Genomic DNA, 18,454 nt, shown 5'->3' with positions numbered 1-18,454 from the left:
AAAAACAAACCCAGAACAAACACTATCTGTTCCAGTTGTGTTCCGCAACCTTTTAAAGTTTAATGAATGTGTTGACGTTTTGTTCAGCGTAACGTTCGGCGCTGCGAGCGCCGCCTGCGCCCAGTTGCCAGCAACGGGGTGAAACGAAGACAAAGTGCCCTGCGTCGTCGGCTACGATCGCCGCTTCCTTTTCGGACGGGGCTGCGCAGCATCCGCGCGGGGTTCTCTCTGGGCATAGACCCGCAGCGTGTAGCCGATGTGAGCGGTCATCAGAGTTTTCGCACGTTCGACGTCGCGATCGAGGGCCGCTTCCATCAGGGCGGTATGGTGTTCGATCGCCACGGCGTCGCGCAGGGCCGCCACGGCCTTCCGGTGTCCGTCCGTGCGGCCGGCGGCGGCGCGCAGCGTCGGGGCCAGACCCAGAAAGCGGTGATGGCGATGCAATTGGTCGGAAATCGTTGCATTGAAGCGCAGCAGCCAGCTGGATGTCGCGGCACTGAGCAGCGCCGCATGGAAGGCATCGTGTTTTTCGTACCACGCGTCGACCGCATCATCCGATGGATCGTCGAGAACAGACCCGCACCGTGAGAGACGATAGTGGGCGGCAACGACCGCGTCTTCCCACTCACGGTCGCCCTTCTCGATCGATTCCACCAGCAGGGGCAGTTCGACCACCAGCCGCGCACGCGCCAAATCCTCGAGCTCCGCCCGAGAGACGGGAGCGACCGCAAACCCGCGGTTGCTGATGGCGGTCACAAGCCGTTCCGCCTCCAGCCGCGACAGCGCCTCGCGCAACGGCGTCCAGCCGATGCCGTAGGTGTTGCGCAGCGTGCTCAGCTTCAACGGCGCGGCAGGCGCCAGCCGGGTCGCAAGAATATCGCGCCTGAGCAGGCGATAGGCCACTTCCGTCTTCGAGGTCTGCTCGTCATCCAGCATCGTGATCCATCAGACATAAACGCTCGGGCGGATCATTATATATCAAAGCCTTTCAATGGGTGAATTATATATAATGTTTGACAGTTCAAGGGCGACCACTCAAGATCGCCGGCATGTTTGGGCGGCAGGCTCCGCCGCGCGCGTTTGTCCATGGAGGGGCGCCGGATCATGAGCACGACACCCGATCTCGCTACAATCGAAGCAATGGATGCCGCCGATCCGCTGCGCTCCATGCGTGAACGCTTTGTCTTGCCGCAAGGCGTGATTTATCTCGACGGCAATTCCCTGGGCGCCGCGTCAGCGGTCGTCTTCAGCGAACTGCAGCAGGCCGCCACGCAGGAATGGGCGCACGACCTCATTCGCGCCTGGAACACCGCCGGCTGGTTCAACATGCCGGTGGAACTCGGAGATCAGCTCGGGCGACTGATCGGCGCGGCTGATGGGCAGACGGTGGTCTGCGACACAACCTCGATCAACATCTACAAGCTGCTGCACGCAGCGCTCGGCATGCGGCCGGATCGGTCGGTCATCGTTGCCGAGGGCGACAGTTTCCCGACCGACCTCTACATGGCCGAAGGCGTCGCCTCGACCCGGCCGGGAACGCGGCTGCGGCTGGAGGGCGTCGACGCGGCCGCAATCGAGGAGCTGATCGACGACAGCGTTGCCGTCATCCTGGTCAACCACGTCAACTACAAATCCGGCCAGTTGCGCGACATGGCGGCGCTGACGCGCAAGGCACATGACGCCGGCGCGCTGATCATCTGGGATCTCTGCCACACGGCCGGCGCCTTGCCGGTCGAACTTGACCGTGCCAATGCCGATTTCGCCGTCGGCTGCACCTACAAATACCTCAATGGCGGCCCGGGCTCGCCGGCCTTCATCTACGCGGCCGAGCGCCACCATGGTGATATCAGCCAGCCGCTCAGCGGCTGGTGGGGCCATGCGCGGCCCTTTGCCTTCGAGCAGGGCTTTGCCGTCGGCAGCGGCATTCGCCGCTTCCTGTGCGGAACGCAGCCGGTGCTGTCGATGCGGGCGCTCAAGGGCGCGCTCGATATCTGGAACGACGTCGATATGGCGGCGGTGCGCAGAAAAAGCATCGCGCTGACCGACCTGTTTATCCAGCTCGTCGAAGCCAGATGCGGCGCCTACCGGCTTGAACTGGAAAGTCCTCGCGACGGCAGCCAGCGCGGCAGCCAGGTGTCGTTCCTCCATCCGCATGGCTATCAGGTGATGCGCGCGCTGATCGAGCGCGGCGTGATCGGCGATTTCCGGGCGCCGTCGACCATCCGTTTCGGCTTCACGCCGCTCTATGTCGGATATGGCGATGTCTGGCAGGCGGTCGAAGTCCTGGAGGATATTCTGCGCACCGGCGCCTGGCAGGACGCCCGCTTCGCGGTGAAGACCGCGGTTACGTGAGAAACCAGAGCAATTTCAGGAAAAGTGTGAAGCGGTTTTCCGTCCGAAATTGCGTCAATCAAAGAGCTAGAGCATTTCGCCGTTTCCGTTAAACGGTGAAATGCTCTAGAGCCGGGTGCGGACCGTCCAGAGCTCCGGAAACAGCACGACCTCCAGCATCTTCTTCAGATAGGAGGCGCCTGAGGTGCCGCCGGTGCCGCGCTTCAAGCCGATGATGCGCTCGACCGTTGTGACGTGGTTGAAGCGCCAGCGGCGGAAGTAATCCTCGAAGTCGACCAGCTTCTCGGCCAGTTCGTAGAGCATCCAGTAGCGCTGCGGGTCGCGGTAGACGGTTTGCCAGGCAGCCAGCACGTCTTCGTTCTCACCGCGCGTCTCGCGCCAGTCCGTGCGCCCGGCATCGGCGCCGATGTCGAAGCCATTGCGCGCCAAAAGCAGAAGCGCCTCGTCGTACAGCGACGGCGTGGCCAGGATCGCTTCCAGCCTGTCCGTAAGATCGCGCCGGTGCTTGTGCGGCCCGAGCATGGCTAGGTTGCGGTTGCCGGCCATGAACTCGATGGCGCGGTACTGCCACGACTGGAAGCCCGAGGATTGGCCGAGCGCGTCGCGAAACTCGGTGTATTCGCTTGGCGTCATCGTGCGCAGCACGTCCCAGGCATTGTTGAGCTGCTCGAAGATGCGCGCGACGCGCGACAGCATCTTGAAGCTCGGTTCGAGGCGGTCGGCGCGGATCGAGCGGATCGCGGCGCCGATCTCGTGCAAAGCGAGCTTCATCCACAATTCCGATGTCTGATGCTGGATGATGAACAGCATCTCGTCATGGGCCGAAGACAGCGGCGCCTGCGCATCGAGCACCTTGTCCAGCTGCAGATAGTCGCTGTAGGACATCCGCTCCTTGAACGACATCTGCGCGCCATCGGACGCCGGATCGTGCGGCTTAATCAATTGCTCTTCTCCGCGCGCAACCGGAAGCGCTGGATCTTGCCGGTCTGGGTTTTGGGCAAGGCGTCGATGAACTTCACCGAACGCGGATATTTGTAGGGCGCGATCGTTGCCTTGACGTGGTCCTGCAGGCGTTTGACGGTCAATGCGTCCGGCGAAACACCTTGCACAAGCACGATATGCGCCTCGACGATCTGGCCGCGTTCACCGTCCTCGGCGCCGGTCACCGCGCATTCGGCGACGTCGGGATGCGAGAGCAGCGCCGCTTCGACCTCGGGGCCGGCGATGTTGTAGCCGGCGCTGACGATCATGTCGTCGGAACGCGCGGCGAAGTGGAAGAAGCCATCCTCGTCCTGCGTGAACGTATCGCCGGTGAGATTCCAGCCGTCGCGGACATAGTCCTTTTGCCTGGCATCGGCCATGTAGCGGCAGCCGGTCGGGCCGCGCACCGCCAGCCGGCCAGCAGAGCCGCGCGGCAACTCCCGCATCTCGTCATCGACGATGCGTGCCAGATAGCCGCCGACTGGTTTGCCGGTGGAGGCCGGCTTCATGTCGTCGAAGCGGTTGGAGATGAAGATATGCAGCATCTCGGTGGCGCCGATCCCATCGAGGATCGGCTTGCCGGTCTTCTCAGTCCATTCCTCGAAGACAGGCGCCGGCAGCGTCTCGCCCGCCGAAACCGCGACGCGCAGCGAGGACAGGTCAGCGCCTTGATCCATGGCCTTGAGCATGGCCCGATAGGCGGTTGGAGCGGTGAAGGAAATGGTCGCTTTGTAGGTCTCGATGATGTGGATCATGTTGGGTGGCGTCGCCTGTTCCAGCAACGTCGCCGCGGCGCCGAAACGCAGCGGGAAGATGGCGAGCCCGCCAAGACCGAAGGTAAAGGCAAGGGGCGGGGAGCCGACGAAGATGTCGTCGGGCGTCACCTCCAGGATTTCGCGGGCATAGGCGTCGGCGACGATCAGCAGGTCGCGGTGGAAATGCATCGTCGCCTTCGGCACGCCGGTGGTGCCGGAGGTGAAGCCGAGCAGGGCGACATCGTCGCGGCCGGTGTTGACGGCAGTGAAGGTGACCGGCTTGTCGAGGGCGGCGCGGTCGAGTTCCGCGTCATGGTTGGCCGTGCCGTCGAAGCCAATGACCTGCTTGAGATACGCACTGCCCTTGGCGCAGGCGGTCATCTCGTCCATCAGCCTTGTATCGCAAAGCGCAACCGTGATTTCCGCCTTGTCGACGATCTTGGCGAGTTCGCCGGCGCGCAGCATCGGCATGGTGTTGACGACCACCGCGCCAACCTTGGTGGCGGCCAGCCAACAGGCGACCATGGCCGGGTTGTTGGCCGAGCGGATCAGCACCCGGTTGCCCGGCTTGACGCCATAATTCTCGACCAGGGCATGGGCGAGCCTGTTGGTCCAGTCGGACAGTTCCTTGTAGGTGCGGCGGCGGCCATTGCCGATCAGCGCGGTGTGGTCGCCGAACCCTTTTTCGACCAGCCTGTCGGTCAATTCGACGCCGGCATTTATGTGGTCGGGATAGTCGAAGCCGTCGAGCAAAAACTCCGGCCATTGCTCCGGCGGCGGCAGGTTGTCGCGCGTGAATGTGTCGATATGCGCTGATGGCCCAAGCATTTTCGGCTGCCCCTGTCTGCCTCGCGCCCATGGCTGAACAAGGCGCAGGATCGCACCAGTCGAAATTTGTTTCAAGCCTAAAATGTTTTTAGGTCGCAGGATTGACGCCGCCCTGTTCGGCGGCCATTCCTGTCGACTGAACTGAAGCCATCCGGGAGGGATGCAGATGCTCCAACATCGTGTTGCCGATTGGGACAATGCCTACGCCAACGGCGACAACATTGCCGGCAGCAATCGCTGGCCGGCCGCGTGGGACACACCGGCACAGGCTTTTCGCGACACAATGTCGGCGTCCGGTCGGGCCAAGCTCGACATCGCCTATGGCGACAGCCCGCGCAACAGGCTCGATCTGTTCCTTCCCGATGTCATGCCCAAAGGGCTCGTCGTCTTCATCCATGGCGGTTACTGGAAGGCGTTCGACAACAAGCCATGGTCGCATCTGGCCAACGGCGCGGTTGCCAATGGCTTTGCCGTGGCAATGCCGACTTACACGCTTTGTCCCGACATACGCATTTCCGGCATCGTCAGGGAAATCGCGGCGGCGATCGGCAAGGCGGCGACGATGGTCGGCGGGCCGGTGATCCTGACCGGGCATTCCGCCGGCGGCCATCTCGCCTCCAGGATGGTGACGACAACGACGCCTCTGGCCGCCGATGTGGCCGGCCGCATACGCAATGTCGTCTCGATCTCCGGGGTTCATGATCTGCGGCCGATCATGCGGACGGGGATGAACGCGACACTGGCCATCGATGAAGCGGAAGCACTGGCCGAAAGCCCGGTTCTGCTGCGCCCCATGCAGGGCGCGCGCATCACCTGCTGGGCCGGCGGCGGCGAGCGGGCGGAGTTCCTGCGCCAGAATGCGCTGCTTGCCAACATCTGGATCGGCCTCGGCGCCACGACCAGCACAGTGGTCGAGCCGGACCGGCATCATTTCAGCATCGTCGACGGGCTTGCCGATCCGACACATCCGCTGACGCGGACATTGCTGGCGGAGTAACAACCAGTCTTATCTCTTGGAATTAACGGCTTGGATCCGCGACCTTCAGCGCAACATCAGAACGCTGCAAGCGGCGCCTGCTTCTGCCGCCGGAGCGAAGGGCTCGCGCACGATCAGGCCGTTGGCGTCGGCCAGCATTCTCAGCATCGAGGAATCCTGGATGCCAAACGGCGTCGCCACCAATGCGCCGGCTTCTTCCCGGACCACGGCGCGCACATAGTCTTGCCTTAGATCATTGGCCGGCATCGCGGCGCCAAGCTGAGCCTGGCGGATGTCCTGCCGGTGGGGACGGCCGCCGAGCTGCGCCAATAACGGCTTCAGGAACAATTGCGAGCAGACCAGGCTCGCCACCGGATTGCCGGGCAGGCCGATGCACCTGATATCGCCGAGCCGCCCGAACATCAGCGGCTTGCCCGGGCGCATGGCGAGCTTCCAGAAGTCGAGCTTCATGCCTTCGCCGGTCAGCACGTCATGGACGAGATCATGGTCGCCGACCGAAGCGCCGCCCAGCGTGACGATGACGTCGGCTTTCGCAGCGACCGCCTTTTTCACCAGTGCCGCAATCGCCTCCTTGCGGTCGGCAGCGATGCCGAGATCGAGGGCGCGGGCGCCGACCGACTGCGCCACAGCAGCGACGCCATAGGCGTTGGACGAGATGATCTGGTCGGGGCCAAGTTCGCTGCCCGGTGGCAGCAATTCGTCGCCGGTGGCGATGATGGCGACCAGCGGCCGTTGCACCACGTTCAGCCGGGAATGATTGGCCGACGCCGCCAGGGACAATGCAGCCGGATCGAGCACGCGGCCTTTTTCCAGCAGCACGTCGCCTTGGGCAAAATCCAGTCCAAGGCGGCGGATGTTGCGGTTCTCCGCCGTCGGTTCGGTGACCTCGATCCGGCCACCGCCGAGATCGCGAACATTTTCCTGGATGACGATCGTGTCTGCGCCTTCAGGCAGCGGCGCGCCGGTGAAGACGCGCACGGCCTCGGATTTACCAACTGTGCCCTCAAAGCCTCGCCCTGCGGGCGCCATGCCGATCACCGAAAGCCGCGCCGGGGCCGACGCCACATCCTGCGCCCGTGCGGCATAGCCGTCCATGGCAGATGCATTGAAAGGCGGCTGGGTACGCAGCGCCACGACCGGCTCCGCCAGCACCCGGCCGGCCGCATCCGCCAGCGCGACCCTTTCACCGGGCAACGCCACAGCGCCGTCGAGTAGGCGTTGAAGCGCCTCGGCGACCGGAACCAGCGCCATTTACGAACCCGCCTTGTAGTCGCCGGACTTGCCGCCGGTCTTTTCCACCAGCTGTATACCGGAAATCACCATGGCGCGGTCGACCGCCTTGGCCATGTCGTAAATGGTCAGGCACGCGACAGATGCCGCGGTCAGCGCCTCCATCTCGACCCCGGTCTTGCCGGTGACGCGGGCAAGCGCGGTGACCCTAAGGCCGGGCAGCGTGGTGTCCGGTTCGATGTCGACCGACACCTTGGTCAAAAGCAGCGGATGGCAGAGCGGAATCAGCTCATGCGTCTTCTTGGCCGCCATGATGCCGGCAATGCGCGCGGTACCGAGCACATCGCCCTTCTTGGCGTCGCCGTCGAGGATCATTTTCAGCGTTTCGGCCCGCATCGAGACAAAGCCCTCGGCGACCGCCGTGCGCGTCGTCTCCGCCTTGTCGCCGACATCGACCATGTTGGCCTCGCCCTTGGCGCCGAGATGGGTGAGGGCGGCTGCCATCCTCAGATGGCCTCTGCCTTCGCCTTGCCTGTCAAAAGCAGCCGCGTTGCCGCAGCGACATCCTCTTGCCGCATCAGGCTCTCGCCGACGAGGAAGGTGCTGATGCCGGTCTTTTGCATCCTGAAGCAATCGTCGTGGGTGAAAATGCCGCTCTCGCTGACCAGTAATCGGCCGCCCGGCACCATCGACGCCAGCCGTTCCGAGGTGTCGAGGCTGGTCTCGAATGTTCTCAGATTGCGGTTGTTGATGCCGATCAGCTGCGACGAGAGTTTTACCGCGCGCTGCGTCTCGGCCTCGTCATGCACCTCGATCAGCGCGTCCATGCCGAGTTCGAATGCGGTCGCTTCCAATTCGCTCGCCAAGGCATCATCGACGCTGGCCATGATGATCAGGATGGCATCGGCGCCCCATGCGCGAGCCTCGTAGACTTGATAAGGGTCGAACAGGAAATCCTTGCGCAGCGCGGGCAGTGATACTGCCTTCCGTGCATTGATGAGAAATTCCGGCGCGCCCTGGAAGGATGGCGCATCGGTCAGCACCGAAAGACAGGCGGCACCGCCTTTCTCATAGGCCTGCGCCAGTGCGGGCGGGTCGAAATCGGCACGGATCAAGCCTTTGGATGGACTTGCCTTTTTGATCTCGGCGATCAGGCCGAAGCTGCCCGATCTGCGCTTCGCCTCAAGCGCCCCCAGAAAGCCACGCGGTGCGTCGGCATCCTTGGCTCGCGCCTTGATCTCGGCCAACGGTATCCGCGCCTTCGCTGCCGCGATCTCGTCGCGCTTGTAGGCCTCGATCTTGCGCAGAATGTCAGCCACGGCTCATCCGTTCGAAATCTCGACCAGCCTGTCGAGCACGCCCAGCGCCCGGCCGCTGTCGATGGCCTGTGTGGCCGCGGCCATGCCGTCGGCAAGCGTCGTCGCCTTGCCGGCCACCACCATGCCGGCGCCGGCGTTCATCAGCACCGTATCGCGATAGGCCCCGGCATCACCTCTCAGCATGTCGCGCAACGCCGTGGCATTGTAGGCGGCGTCGCCGCCGCGCAACTCGTCCTTGGTGTGGCGCTGCAGGCCGACGGCTTCCGGGGTGAGCGTGAAATGGCGGATCTCGCCGCCGGCCAGTTCCGCCACCTGCGTTTCGCCGGTGGTGGTGATTTCGTCATAGCCGTCGCCATGGACGACCCAGGCATGCTCGGTGCCCAGCGCCTTCAATGTCTCGGCCACCGGCACGATCCATTCCGGCAGGAACACGCCGACCATCTGCCTGCTGACGCCGGCCGGATTGGACAGCGGTCCGAGCAGGTTGAAGATCGTGCGCGTGCCGAGCTCGACGCGGGTCGGGCCGACATGCTTCATCGCCGGGTGGTGCGCAGGTGCGAACATGAAGCCGACGCCGGCCTCCTGGATGCAGCGGCCGATCACCTCTGGCGGGATATCGATCTTGACGCCGAGCGCGACCAGCACATCGGCAGCGCCCGTCAGCGACGACAGGCCCCGATTGCCGTGCTTGGCGACCGGCACGCCGCAGCCGGCAATGACGAAGGCCGAAGCGGTCGAGATGTTGACTGAATGCGAATTGTCGCCGCCCGTGCCGACAATGTCGATGGCGCCCTCAGGAGCTTCGACGCGCAGCATCTTGGCACGCATGGTGGCGACGGCGCCGGAAATCTCGCTCACGGTCTCCCCGCGCACGCGCAACGCCATCAGGAAGCCGCCGATCTGGCCCGGCGTCGCGTCGCCAGACATGATGATGTCGAAAGCTTCGCGCGCCTCCTCGAAGGTAAGCCCGGTTCCCGTGGCGACCTTGGCGATATGGGTCTTCAGGGCGCTCATTGGGCCAAGACGTTCATTGGGCTAAGGCCATTCATTGGGCGAGGGCTTGGGCAACGGCGGCCTGGTCGACGCTGACGGCGTACTGCGTCTGCAACTGCGCCACCAACTGGTCGAGCAGATCGTCGGACATGCCTTGCGTGAAGGATTTTTGCGCATCGTCGGGTACCGAGCTGGCGTCGGCTCCGGCCGGCTCGAACACTTCGGCGACCTTGAACAGGATCTGGCCGTCGCCGGTGGGCGAGGGGATCAGCCCGGTGCCGCCTTCGCCGACGCCGAACATCGCAGCAGCACCCTCCTTGCCGAAATCGACATCGTCGGCCTCGCGCTTCACGCCGCGCTTGGTCTGCTTTTCAAGCTTCAGTTCGCCGGCGATGACGTCGAGTGTGGTGCCAGCCTTGAGGCGCTTGTCGAGTTCGTCTGCTTTCGCGGTCAGCCGCTTGGTCGTTTCCTCTGTCGTCCAGTCCGCCACCACGCGCTGGCGGACTTCGTCCAGCGTGCGGTCGCGAGCCGGCGTGATCGATGTCAGTTCATAGAACACGAAGCCGTTGTTAGGCGTGGTCAGGGCTTGATTCTCGGTGTTGGGCTCGGCCTCGAACACCGCCTTGATGAGGTCCGGCGATGCCGGCAGGTCCTTGATGATGGTGCCGTCCGGCTTGAGGCCGGTGCGGTCTATGGCCTCGACGGTAACGTCCTTGAGCTTGAGTTTGGCGGCGGCTTCGGCCAGCGTGCTGCCGGCGGCGCGGGTGTCTTCGTAATTGTCGTGCACGTCGAGCAGGATGCGGCTTGCTTCGCCAAGCGCCAGATCCTTGCGGATCTGGTTTGAGACTTCCGCCAGCGGCTTCACCGTTTCCGGTTTGATCTCGGTAACGCGCAAAAGCACCGGACCGAACGCGCCCTGGACGACCGGGCTGACTTCGTTGACGGCAAGCGCGAATGCGGCATCGGCGACCGCCTTGTCGGTGATCTTATCCTTGGAGAGCGTGCCGAGCAGCGTGTCGGCCGGGGTCTTGCCCTGCGCGGCGACGATCTTGTCGAAAGTGGCGCCCGTCTTCAGCGAATCGGATGCCGCCTTGGCGGCGTCCGCGGAAGGAAACACCAGCTGTTCGATGGTGCGCATTTCCGGCGTGGTGTAGCGGCCCTTGTTCTTGTTGTAGTCGTCGCTGACCTGCTGGTCCGTTACGGCGCTGACATCCATGATGTCTTCGGGCTCGAGCCGGACATAGGAGAATTTGCGGTATTCTGGCGCCGCGTAGGTTTTCTTGTTGGCCTCGAAATAAGCCTGAAGCACGCTGTCGGATGGCGCCTCGATGGGCTCCACCAACGCCTTTGGCAAGATCAGATAGTCGATGGTGCGGTCTTCGCCCCGATAGAGCGCAACTGCCTTGAAGAAGGTGTCCGGAGCCTTGAGGCCGTCCGAAACCGCTTCGACGATCTGCTGGCGCACCGCCACCTGAGCCCGGTTCTTCAGATAATCCTCCGGCCGCATTCCCAGTTCGCGCAGCCGGGATTCGAACAGCCGGCGGTCGAACTGGCCATTCGGGCCCTGGAAGGCGGGTTCCTGCCGCGTCAGTTCGGCCAGCCTGTCCTTGGAGAAGCCAAGCCCGAGCTTGCGCGCCTGTTCGTCAAGGACGGCGCCGGACACCAACTGAGCCAGCACCTGGTTGTCGATGCCATAGGCCTTGGCCTGGTCGCGGCTGATGCGCTGGCCGATCTGCTGCTGCAGCATGGCGATCTGGCGATCATAGGCGAGGCGGTACTCGGTGATCGACACGGTGGTGCTGCCGGCGGTGATCACCGCATGATGGCCAGCCAGGAAGCCGCCCGTCATCCGCGTGGTGACGCCCCAGGCAAGGAAACTCAACACCAGCAGCGACAGCAGGGCTTTCGCGACCCAGGTCCCTGCCGCGCTTCTCAATATACCAAGCATTGTTACTTCCGATTTTTGCGCAGTTTTGCGTGCGCCCGAGTCTGAAACAAGCGCAATAGCGCCCTTCCGGCTCACTGTCGATTGCTTTGTGGCCTGATTTTGATAGGGAGGGCGAGACCCCAATGTCGCCCGGAGAACCAGATCCCCATGACGCCAGGAATTCGACCGCTCGTTGCCGGCAACTGGAAAATGAACGGCACCAGCGCTTCGCTGAACGAGCTCAGGATGATCGGCAACGGCTTCATGAGCGGGCTCGACGCAGAGACCGAAGCATTGGTCTGCGTGCCGGCGACCTTGCTGTCGCGCGCCGTCGAAATCCTGTCGCGCACGCCGGTGCGGGCCGGAGGCGAGGACTGCCACATCAAGGAAAGCGGCGCCTTCACCGGCTGCGTCTCAGCCGAGATGCTGAAGGATGCGGGCGCCAGCCACGTCATTGTCGGCCATTCCGAGTGCCGCGAACAGCGCAGCGAGGACGATGCCATCGTCCTCGCCAAGGCCTCGGCGGCGTGGCGGGCAGGGCTCGTCGCCATCATCTGCATCGGCGAGACCAAGGCCGAGCGCGAAGCGGGCACAGCACTCGACGTGTTATCGCGCCAGGTCGCCGGCTCGGTGCCACCGAGCGCAACGCCCGCCAACACCGTTATCGCCTACGAGCCGGTATGGGCTATCGGCACCGGCCTGACGCCGACCGCCGAAGACGTGGCGGAGGCGCACGCGCATATCCGCCAAAAACTGGCGGAAGCGCTCGGCGCAGCCGTGGCCGGCAAGATGCGCATCCTCTATGGCGGCTCGGTCAAGGCGTCCAACGCGGTCGAACTGCTGGGCGTCAAAAACGTCGACGGCGCGCTGGTTGGCGGCGCCAGCTTGAAGGCGTCCGACTTTCTCGCCATCGCTGAGGCATACCAGAATATCGCGTAGGCCCCGGAATTTCGTTGCCGACCAGTTCCGTCATCGACTTATGAACGCAGCAGTTCGGCGGAAATCGTTGCAAAGGGCGCATTGCTTCCCATATTCCGGCCACGGGCTTGGAAATGCCGTTAAAGCATTGTATGGAGCCGCCTCCAAATCACCGGCCCTGATCGCCAGGGAGCGGCAGGGCTTGCCAGGATAAAATATGGAAACCGTACTGATCGTCATCCACCTCATGGTCGTGCTCGCCCTTGTCGGCGTGGTACTGCTGCAACGCTCCGAAGGCGGTGGTCTCGGCATTGGCGGCGGTTCCGGTTTCATGACCGCGCGTGGCGCCGCCAATGCGCTGACGCGGGCGACGGCGATCCTGGCCGCGGCCTTCTTCGTGACGTCGCTGACACTCTCGATCGTTGCCCGCTATGGCGAAAAACCGATCGACATTCTCGACCGCGTGCCGGCCGACAGCGGCAACGGCGTGCTCAATCAGTTGCCCGGCACGACGGCGCCGACGCCGCCTTCGGGCAACACCGCACCGGCCGCGCCCGCGGCCAACGGCGCCGCCACCACGCCGCCCGCGACGGCTCCCGCCACCACGGCCCCGGCGACGGCTCCATCTCCGGCGACGCCACCTGCAACCGATTCGGCTGCGCCGCCGGCTACCAATGGCGTTACCTTGCCGGTCACACCGCAGGTTCCGAACCAGTAGTCGGTAGCGTCCGGTGCCGCGATCTGTTGTTGTTTCAACACAGTCGCGGCAAATGGCACACGATCACGAAGATTCGACCGCACCCCGTGCTTGAGGCCCGTACGCCACTTCGATTATAGATTGCCGGCGGCACTTTCTGCGCCCTTGGGGGCGCCGGGCGACGCCGTGGGCAACAAGCATTGAACGATCGGATCTTCGCCATGCAGCTTCGCAGCTTCATTTTCATGGGGTTTTGTGCCGTATTCGGCATGAGCTCCGCGGTCTTCGCCGGCACTCCGGCAATGACCTCACCGCAGGCGGTTGGCAAAACCGCTGTCATCAACGTCGCCGCCAAGAGCGATGCGACGCAGCTGAAGCTTCTCAAGAAGAAGAAAAACCCGAGCCCGGATGATCTGGCTCAGATCAGCAAGCTCGAAGACAAGATCGCCGCCGACAGGGATCTCGCCCGCGTCAAGGCGCTCGAGGCCCGCAAGCTGGCGATGCGCGATGCGGCGAAAGCCAGGGCCGATGCCCAGCGCCAGGCGTTCCTGGCAAGCAAGGGCAAGCCGGTCGTGGTTGCCGACGCCAAGCCAGGCAAGAAGACCACCAAGATCATCGCTCCGGTTGACCCGATCGAGCCGATCGAATCGGCTGAACCGCTTCCGGCCGAAGCGATGAATATCGCGCTGACCGGCAACAATGGCGAATTGCGCAGCGAGGCCCCGGGCCAGAAGCCGACGAGTGGCGGACTGTTCGCCGGCCTGTTCGGCGGCACGTCCTCTGCCTCGTCGATTGCCTATCTCCCCGAAACGCGCGCGCTCGACCAGGCTCTCGCCAAGCGGCAAGCCAAGAAGCAGTTCAAGGTGAAGCCGGAATTCGTGCCGCAGGACGTCGAATTCAGCGGCTATGAGCCGGGTACGATCGTCATCGATACCAGCGCGCGCCGCCTCTACCTCGTCGAATCGGCTTTCACCGCCCGCCGCTATGCGATCGCGGTCGGCCGCGAAGGCCTGCAGTTCAAGGGCAAGGTTGCCGTTGGCGACAAGCAGGAATGGCCGCGCTGGATCCCGACGCTCGACATGCAGAAGCGCGAACCCAAGCATTACGGCCAGTACAAGGACGGCATGCCCGGCGGCGGCCAGAACCCGCTCGGCGCCCGCGCCATCTATCTCTACGACGGCAAGAAGGACACGCATCTGCGCATCCACGGCACCATCGCGCCGCAGTCGATCGGAACCAGCGCTTCCAATGGCTGCTTCCGCATGATCAACGAGCACGTCATGGACCTCTACAGCCGCGTCAGGGTCGGCACCAAGGTCGTCATCATCTGACGCTTTCACAAACCTGCCGAAAGGGCCGGCTTTTGCCGGCCCTTTTGTTTTGACCAAAACACCAGTCTCGAACCTCGGGACTATCGCGCCTTCTCTGGAAAAAGCCTCAGCGGCGGTTTTTTCTCTGGCGGAATCAATTCGGCCGCGTTAAGCGATGACTCCCATGGCGCGATATGTATTCATCACAGGCGGCGTGGTTTCCTCACTTGGAAAAGGCATCGCTGCAGCGGCCCTTGGGGCTCTCTTGCAGGCGCGAGGCTATCGCGCACGCATCAAAAAGCTCGATCCCTATCTCAATGTCGATCCCGGAACGATGTCGCCTTACCAGCATGGCGAGGTTTTCGTCACCGATGACGGCGCCGAGACCGATCTCGATCTTGGCCATTACGAGCGCTTCACCGGCCGCTCGGCCAACCAGCAGGACAACATCACCACCGGCCGCATCTACAAGAACATCATCGAGCGCGAACGGCGCGGCGACTATCTCGGTGCCACCGTGCAGGTCATTCCGCATGTCACCGATGAGATCAAGAATTTCGTGCTCGACGGCAATGACGACTATGATTTCGTGCTGTGCGAAATCGGCGGCACGGTTGGCGATATCGAGGCGATGCCGTTTCTCGAGGCGATCCGCCAGCTCGGCAACGATCTGCCGCGCAACAACGCCGTCTATGTCCACCTGACCTTGATGCCTTACATCCCCACGGCCGGCGAGCTGAAGACCAAGCCGACCCAGCATTCGGTCAAGGAACTGCGCGGCATCGGCATCGCGCCCGATATCCTGCTGGTCCGCGCCGACCGCGCCATCCCCAAGGAAGAGCGCAGAAAACTGTCGCTGTTCTGCAATGTGCGCGAAAGTGCCGTCATCCAGGCGCTCGACGTGCCCCACATCTATGACGTGCCGATGGCTTACCACAAGGAAGGGCTCGATTCGGAAGTGCTGGCCGCCTTCGGTATCGATCCGGCGCCGAAGCCGCGCATGGAGCCCTGGCAGGCCGTGTCCAACCGCATCCACAATCCGGAAGGCGAGGTAACGATCGCCATTGTCGGCAAATACACCGGCCTCAAGGATGCCTACAAATCGCTGATCGAGGCTTTGTCGCATGGCGGCATGGCCAACCGCGTCAAGGTCAAGCTCGACTGGATCGAGAGCGAGATTTTCGAGAAGGAAGACCCGACGCCGTGGCTGGAAAAGGTGCATGGCATCCTGGTGCCCGGCGGCTTCGGCGAGCGCGGCTCGGAAGGCAAGATCCTGGCGGCGAAATTCGCCCGCGAGCGCAAGGTGCCGTATTTCGGCATCTGCTTCGGTATGCAGATGGCCTGCATCGAGGCAGCGCGCTCGCTGGCCGGCGTCGAACACGCCTCGTCGACCGAATTCGGTCCGACCGACGAGCCGGTCGTCGGCCTGATGACCGAATGGCTGAAAGGCAACATGCTGGAGAAGCGCCGCGAAACGGGCGATCTCGGCGGCACCATGCGGCTTGGCGCCTATCAGGCTGAACTCGCCAAGGGTTCGAAGATCGCCGACATCTATGGCGACACCCAGATTTCCGAGCGCCATCGCCACCGCTACGAGGTCAATATCGACTACAAGGAGCGGCTGGAGGATTGCGGCCTGGTGTTTGCCGGCATGTCGCCCGACGGCGTGCTGCCGGAAACGGTCGAATACCCCGGCCATCCCTGGTTCATCGGCGTCCAGTACCATCCGGAGCTGAAGAGCCGGCCGCTTGAGCCGCATCCCCTGTTCGCCAGCTTCATCTCGGCCGCGGTGGACCAGTCGCGACTGGTCTAGGGCCACGGTGAGGTTTCGCAGCTGATGCAGACCTATGTTGCGCTGCTCTACAGCATTATCCTGGGCGAAGGCCGCCGGGTCGTCATGTCCGACCTCAAGGCGATGGCTGAACAGCTTGGGCTGAAGAACCCGCGCACCTTGGTGGCGACCGGCAATCTGGTCTTCGAGACACGGGCGACTGGTATCGCCAAGCTGGAACAGCAGTTGGAAACGGCCTTCGAAAAAACCTTCGGCCGCAATGTCGTCATCATCGTGCGCACTGCCGAGGATTGGCTGAAACTTGCCGCCGGCAACCCATTCCCGGCCGACTCTGCCGAGGCAGGCGATCAGGTGGCTGTGCGGGTGATGCGCAAGCCAGCGCCAGCGGATGGTGTGGCCGCGCTCCAGGCCTATGCCGCGGAGGACGAGAAGGTGGCTTCGGTCGACGGTGACATCTGGGTCGTCTTTTCGCGCGAGCGGCCAAGCTCGCGGCTGCTCGCTGCCATGAACCACAAGCGCATGGGCATCGGCACCGCACGCAACTGGAACACGGTGCGGAGGTTGGCTGAGATGGTAGGGAGTAGGGAGTAGGGAGTAGGGAGTAAGGAGTAGGGAGTAAGGAGTAGGGAGTAAGGAGTAAGGAGTAAGGAGTAAGGAGTAAGGAGTAAGGAGTAAGGAGTAGGGAGTAGGGGTTATACTATTCCCTACTGACTACTGACTACTGACTACTGACTACTCCCTATCTCTCATTTCACGCCTTCGCCGTCCTGGCCCCTGCGCCAAGGGCGGCAGTGCGAAGGACGTAGTAGATGACCCCTGCAATGCCGACGCCGAAGAACCAGCCATAAACGCCCCACCATGCCGGTAGCAGGTTCGTGAAGTTCGGCAGGACCGAGGAGAAGATGGCGCCGATGCCGGCGGCTATGAAGGCGTTGACGTGCCAGCCGCCCTGGAAGCGGAACTCGCCATGTTCGCGGTACAGTGCCTCGACGTCGACCTCGCCCTTCCGGATCAGATAGTAGTCGACCATCATCACCCCGAAGATCGGCCCCATCGTCGCGCCGATGACGTTGACGAAAGACGCGGCACTGCCTTCCCACGGCGCGAAGGGATAAAGCACCAGCGCGATCACGGCCGCGATATAGCCGCCCTTCTTGAAGTCGATCTGCCGGGGAAAGACATTGGAGAAGTCGAAGGCCGGCGAGACGAAGTTTGCCACCACATTGATGCCGAGCGTCGCCACGGCAAAAGTCAGGGCTGCAAGCGCTGCCAGGAACCAGCTGTCGAATTTCGCCGAGATCTGGTCGGGATGCAGAAGCACTTCGCCATAGACGTCGAAGGCAGCGATGGTGGTCACGCCGGCGACCAGCGAGAACAGGATGAGATTGATCGGCAGGCCCCAGATGTTGCCCTTGCGCAGCGATGCCTTGTCTGGGGCATAGCGGGCGAAATCGCAGAAATTGAGATAGAGCGCCGAGAAATAGGTGACCCAGATCGCGGCCACCGCAAATAGCGACGTCCAGGAGCCAGGGGTTCCGGGTACGCCGGCATCCTTTGTCTTGTCGAGCAGCACATCCATCGGGATGTCGCTGGTAAAGGCAAATCTCCCGGATTTTACACAGAGATAGATCGCCAGGATCAACATCATCACCCAGACCGCCGGTCCGGCCCAATCCTGAAAGCGGCGCACCGTTTCCATGCCGTTCTGGATGATCAGCAATTGCATTGCCCAGATGACCACAAAACAGATCACTTCCAGACCCGTATGGCCGAGGAAATGCGTGTTGGCGTTGAAATCGGCGAACCATTGCGAGCGGATCAGCAACGCCACGATCGCGCCCGATGCCGCTGCCGTCTGCGCGCCGTACCAGAAGCAGGCGACGATGGCGCGCACCAAGGCCGGAATGTTGGCGCCCCAGATGCCGAAGGACGCGCGCGCCAGCACGGGGTAGGGCACGCCGGTCTTCACGCCGGCATAGCCGACCATGTTCATCAGCGCGTAGATGATCAGCGAACCGATGCCGATGGCGATGATGAAATTGACGAAGCCGCCGCAAAACAGGAACAGGCTTGCGGCGAGATAATAGCCCCAGAGGCTGTGGACGTCCGACGTCCAGACGTTGAAGATCGAGAACGGCCCCCAGTTTCGGACTTTGGCCGGAGCCAGATCCTCATTGTATAGATCAGGTGATGCGCCTTGTATGGTCACTGCGATGTCCTCCCCTTGATGCCGCACGCGCCCTCACGCGTCGACTGCGCAGGTTATGCCTGACGCAGGGGAACCGGCAAGCAATCCATTTGCCGGCTTTGGCCTTAAAGATATTCAATGAGAACAGCGCTTATCGATCGGCTTTT

At 63.1% G+C, this 18,454-nt stretch carries 16 protein-coding genes; 7 read left to right on the top strand and 9 right to left on the bottom strand.

The window, feature by feature from the left end; translation table 11 throughout:
• Nucleotides 1–171: 171 nt before the first annotated feature.
• A complete protein-coding gene (locus NKH35_RS18090) occupies nucleotides 172–936 on the bottom strand; it encodes a GntR family transcriptional regulator (RefSeq protein WP_023684704.1) in 765 nt (254 codons plus the stop codon).
• 168 nt (nucleotides 937–1,104) lie between these two features.
• Here NKH35_RS18090 and kynU point away from each other — a divergent pair, with 168 nt between their 5' ends.
• The gene (gene kynU / locus NKH35_RS18085) at nucleotides 1,105–2,352 is read left to right on the top strand and encodes a kynureninase (RefSeq protein WP_352787805.1); all 1,248 of its coding nucleotides are present in this window, start codon (nucleotides 1,105–1,107) and stop codon (nucleotides 2,350–2,352) included.
• A gap of 105 nt (nucleotides 2,353–2,457) precedes the next feature.
• Here the strand turns inward: kynU and kynA are convergent, their stop codons facing one another.
• Both kynA and NKH35_RS18075 read right to left on the bottom strand, forming a co-directional pair.
• Nucleotides 2,458–3,294, bottom strand: coding sequence for a tryptophan 2,3-dioxygenase (gene kynA / locus NKH35_RS18080; RefSeq protein WP_031196583.1), 837 nt, complete (start codon nucleotides 3,292–3,294; stop codon nucleotides 2,458–2,460).
• Nucleotides 3,291–4,916: an AMP-binding protein gene (locus tag NKH35_RS18075; protein WP_023822204.1), complete on the bottom strand. Its 1,626-nt coding sequence runs from the start codon at nucleotides 4,914–4,916 to the stop codon at nucleotides 3,291–3,293. Before NKH35_RS18075 ends, kynA begins: the two co-directional genes overlap by 4 nt.
• Nucleotides 4,917–5,076: 160 nt before the next feature.
• On the opposite strand from NKH35_RS18075, the gene NKH35_RS18070 reads away from it, so the two are divergent.
• Nucleotides 5,077–5,913 (top strand): hormone-sensitive lipase, encoded by an 837-nt coding sequence (locus NKH35_RS18070; protein ID WP_488473701.1) that lies wholly within the window; start codon nucleotides 5,077–5,079, stop codon nucleotides 5,911–5,913.
• Between the two features lie 45 nt (nucleotides 5,914–5,958).
• Here the strand turns inward: NKH35_RS18070 and NKH35_RS18065 are convergent, their stop codons facing one another.
• From NKH35_RS18065 to NKH35_RS18045, 5 genes are read right to left on the bottom strand one after another with little or no spacing between them, the layout of a single operon-like run.
• Nucleotides 5,959–7,164 (bottom strand): molybdopterin molybdotransferase MoeA, encoded by a 1,206-nt coding sequence (locus NKH35_RS18065; RefSeq protein WP_352674521.1) that lies wholly within the window; start codon nucleotides 7,162–7,164, stop codon nucleotides 5,959–5,961.
• Nucleotides 7,165–7,647, bottom strand: a complete 483-nt coding sequence (moaC, locus tag NKH35_RS18060) for a cyclic pyranopterin monophosphate synthase MoaC (RefSeq protein WP_352915680.1) — start codon at nucleotides 7,645–7,647, stop codon at nucleotides 7,165–7,167.
• Nucleotides 7,648–7,649: 2 nt separating this feature from the next.
• Nucleotides 7,650–8,462, bottom strand: coding sequence for an indole-3-glycerol phosphate synthase TrpC (trpC, locus tag NKH35_RS18055; protein ID WP_352915677.1), 813 nt, complete (start codon nucleotides 8,460–8,462; stop codon nucleotides 7,650–7,652).
• A gap of 3 nt (nucleotides 8,463–8,465) precedes the next feature.
• Nucleotides 8,466–9,476: an anthranilate phosphoribosyltransferase gene (trpD, locus tag NKH35_RS18050; RefSeq protein ID WP_352915675.1), complete on the bottom strand. Its 1,011-nt coding sequence runs from the start codon at nucleotides 9,474–9,476 to the stop codon at nucleotides 8,466–8,468.
• Between the two features lie 31 nt (nucleotides 9,477–9,507).
• On the bottom strand, nucleotides 9,508–11,403 hold the full coding sequence (locus NKH35_RS18045) for a peptidylprolyl isomerase (RefSeq protein WP_352915672.1): 1,896 nt from the start codon (nucleotides 11,401–11,403) through the stop codon (nucleotides 9,508–9,510).
• A 147-nt stretch (nucleotides 11,404–11,550) separates the two neighbouring features.
• Here NKH35_RS18045 and tpiA point away from each other — a divergent pair, with 147 nt between their 5' ends.
• The 5 genes from tpiA (at nucleotide 11,551) to NKH35_RS18020 (ending at nucleotide 16,690) form a co-directional block, all read left to right on the top strand.
• Nucleotides 11,551–12,321, top strand: coding sequence for a triose-phosphate isomerase (gene tpiA / locus NKH35_RS18040; protein ID WP_023671052.1), 771 nt, complete (start codon nucleotides 11,551–11,553; stop codon nucleotides 12,319–12,321).
• A gap of 196 nt (nucleotides 12,322–12,517) precedes the next feature.
• Nucleotides 12,518–13,018 (top strand): preprotein translocase subunit SecG, encoded by a 501-nt coding sequence (gene secG, locus NKH35_RS18035; RefSeq protein ID WP_023688558.1) that lies wholly within the window; start codon nucleotides 12,518–12,520, stop codon nucleotides 13,016–13,018.
• Between the two features lie 200 nt (nucleotides 13,019–13,218).
• A complete protein-coding gene (locus tag NKH35_RS18030; RefSeq protein ID WP_352915670.1) occupies nucleotides 13,219–14,328 on the top strand; it encodes a L,D-transpeptidase in 1,110 nt (369 codons plus the stop codon).
• A 154-nt stretch (nucleotides 14,329–14,482) separates the two neighbouring features.
• Nucleotides 14,483–16,120 carry a CTP synthase gene (pyrG, locus tag NKH35_RS18025; protein WP_352915667.1) on the top strand — a complete coding sequence of 546 codons (1,638 nt, stop codon included), beginning with the start codon at nucleotides 14,483–14,485 and terminating at the stop codon, nucleotides 16,118–16,120.
• A gap of 24 nt (nucleotides 16,121–16,144) precedes the next feature.
• Nucleotides 16,145–16,690, top strand: coding sequence for a DUF1697 domain-containing protein (locus tag NKH35_RS18020; RefSeq protein ID WP_352915664.1), 546 nt, complete (start codon nucleotides 16,145–16,147; stop codon nucleotides 16,688–16,690).
• A 160-nt stretch (nucleotides 16,691–16,850) separates the two neighbouring features.
• Here NKH35_RS18020 and NKH35_RS18015 read toward each other — a convergent pair whose 3' ends face one another.
• A complete protein-coding gene (locus tag NKH35_RS18015; protein WP_352915662.1) occupies nucleotides 16,851–18,308 on the bottom strand; it encodes an NCS1 family nucleobase:cation symporter-1 in 1,458 nt (485 codons plus the stop codon).
• Nucleotides 18,309–18,454 lie beyond the last annotated feature (146 nt).

Origin of the sequence: Mesorhizobium sp. M1143, assembly GCF_040318435.1 — a bacterium.
Classification (GTDB): Bacteria; Pseudomonadota; Alphaproteobacteria; order Rhizobiales; family Rhizobiaceae; genus Mesorhizobium.
This window is presented reverse-complemented; position numbering and strand designations above follow the sequence as displayed.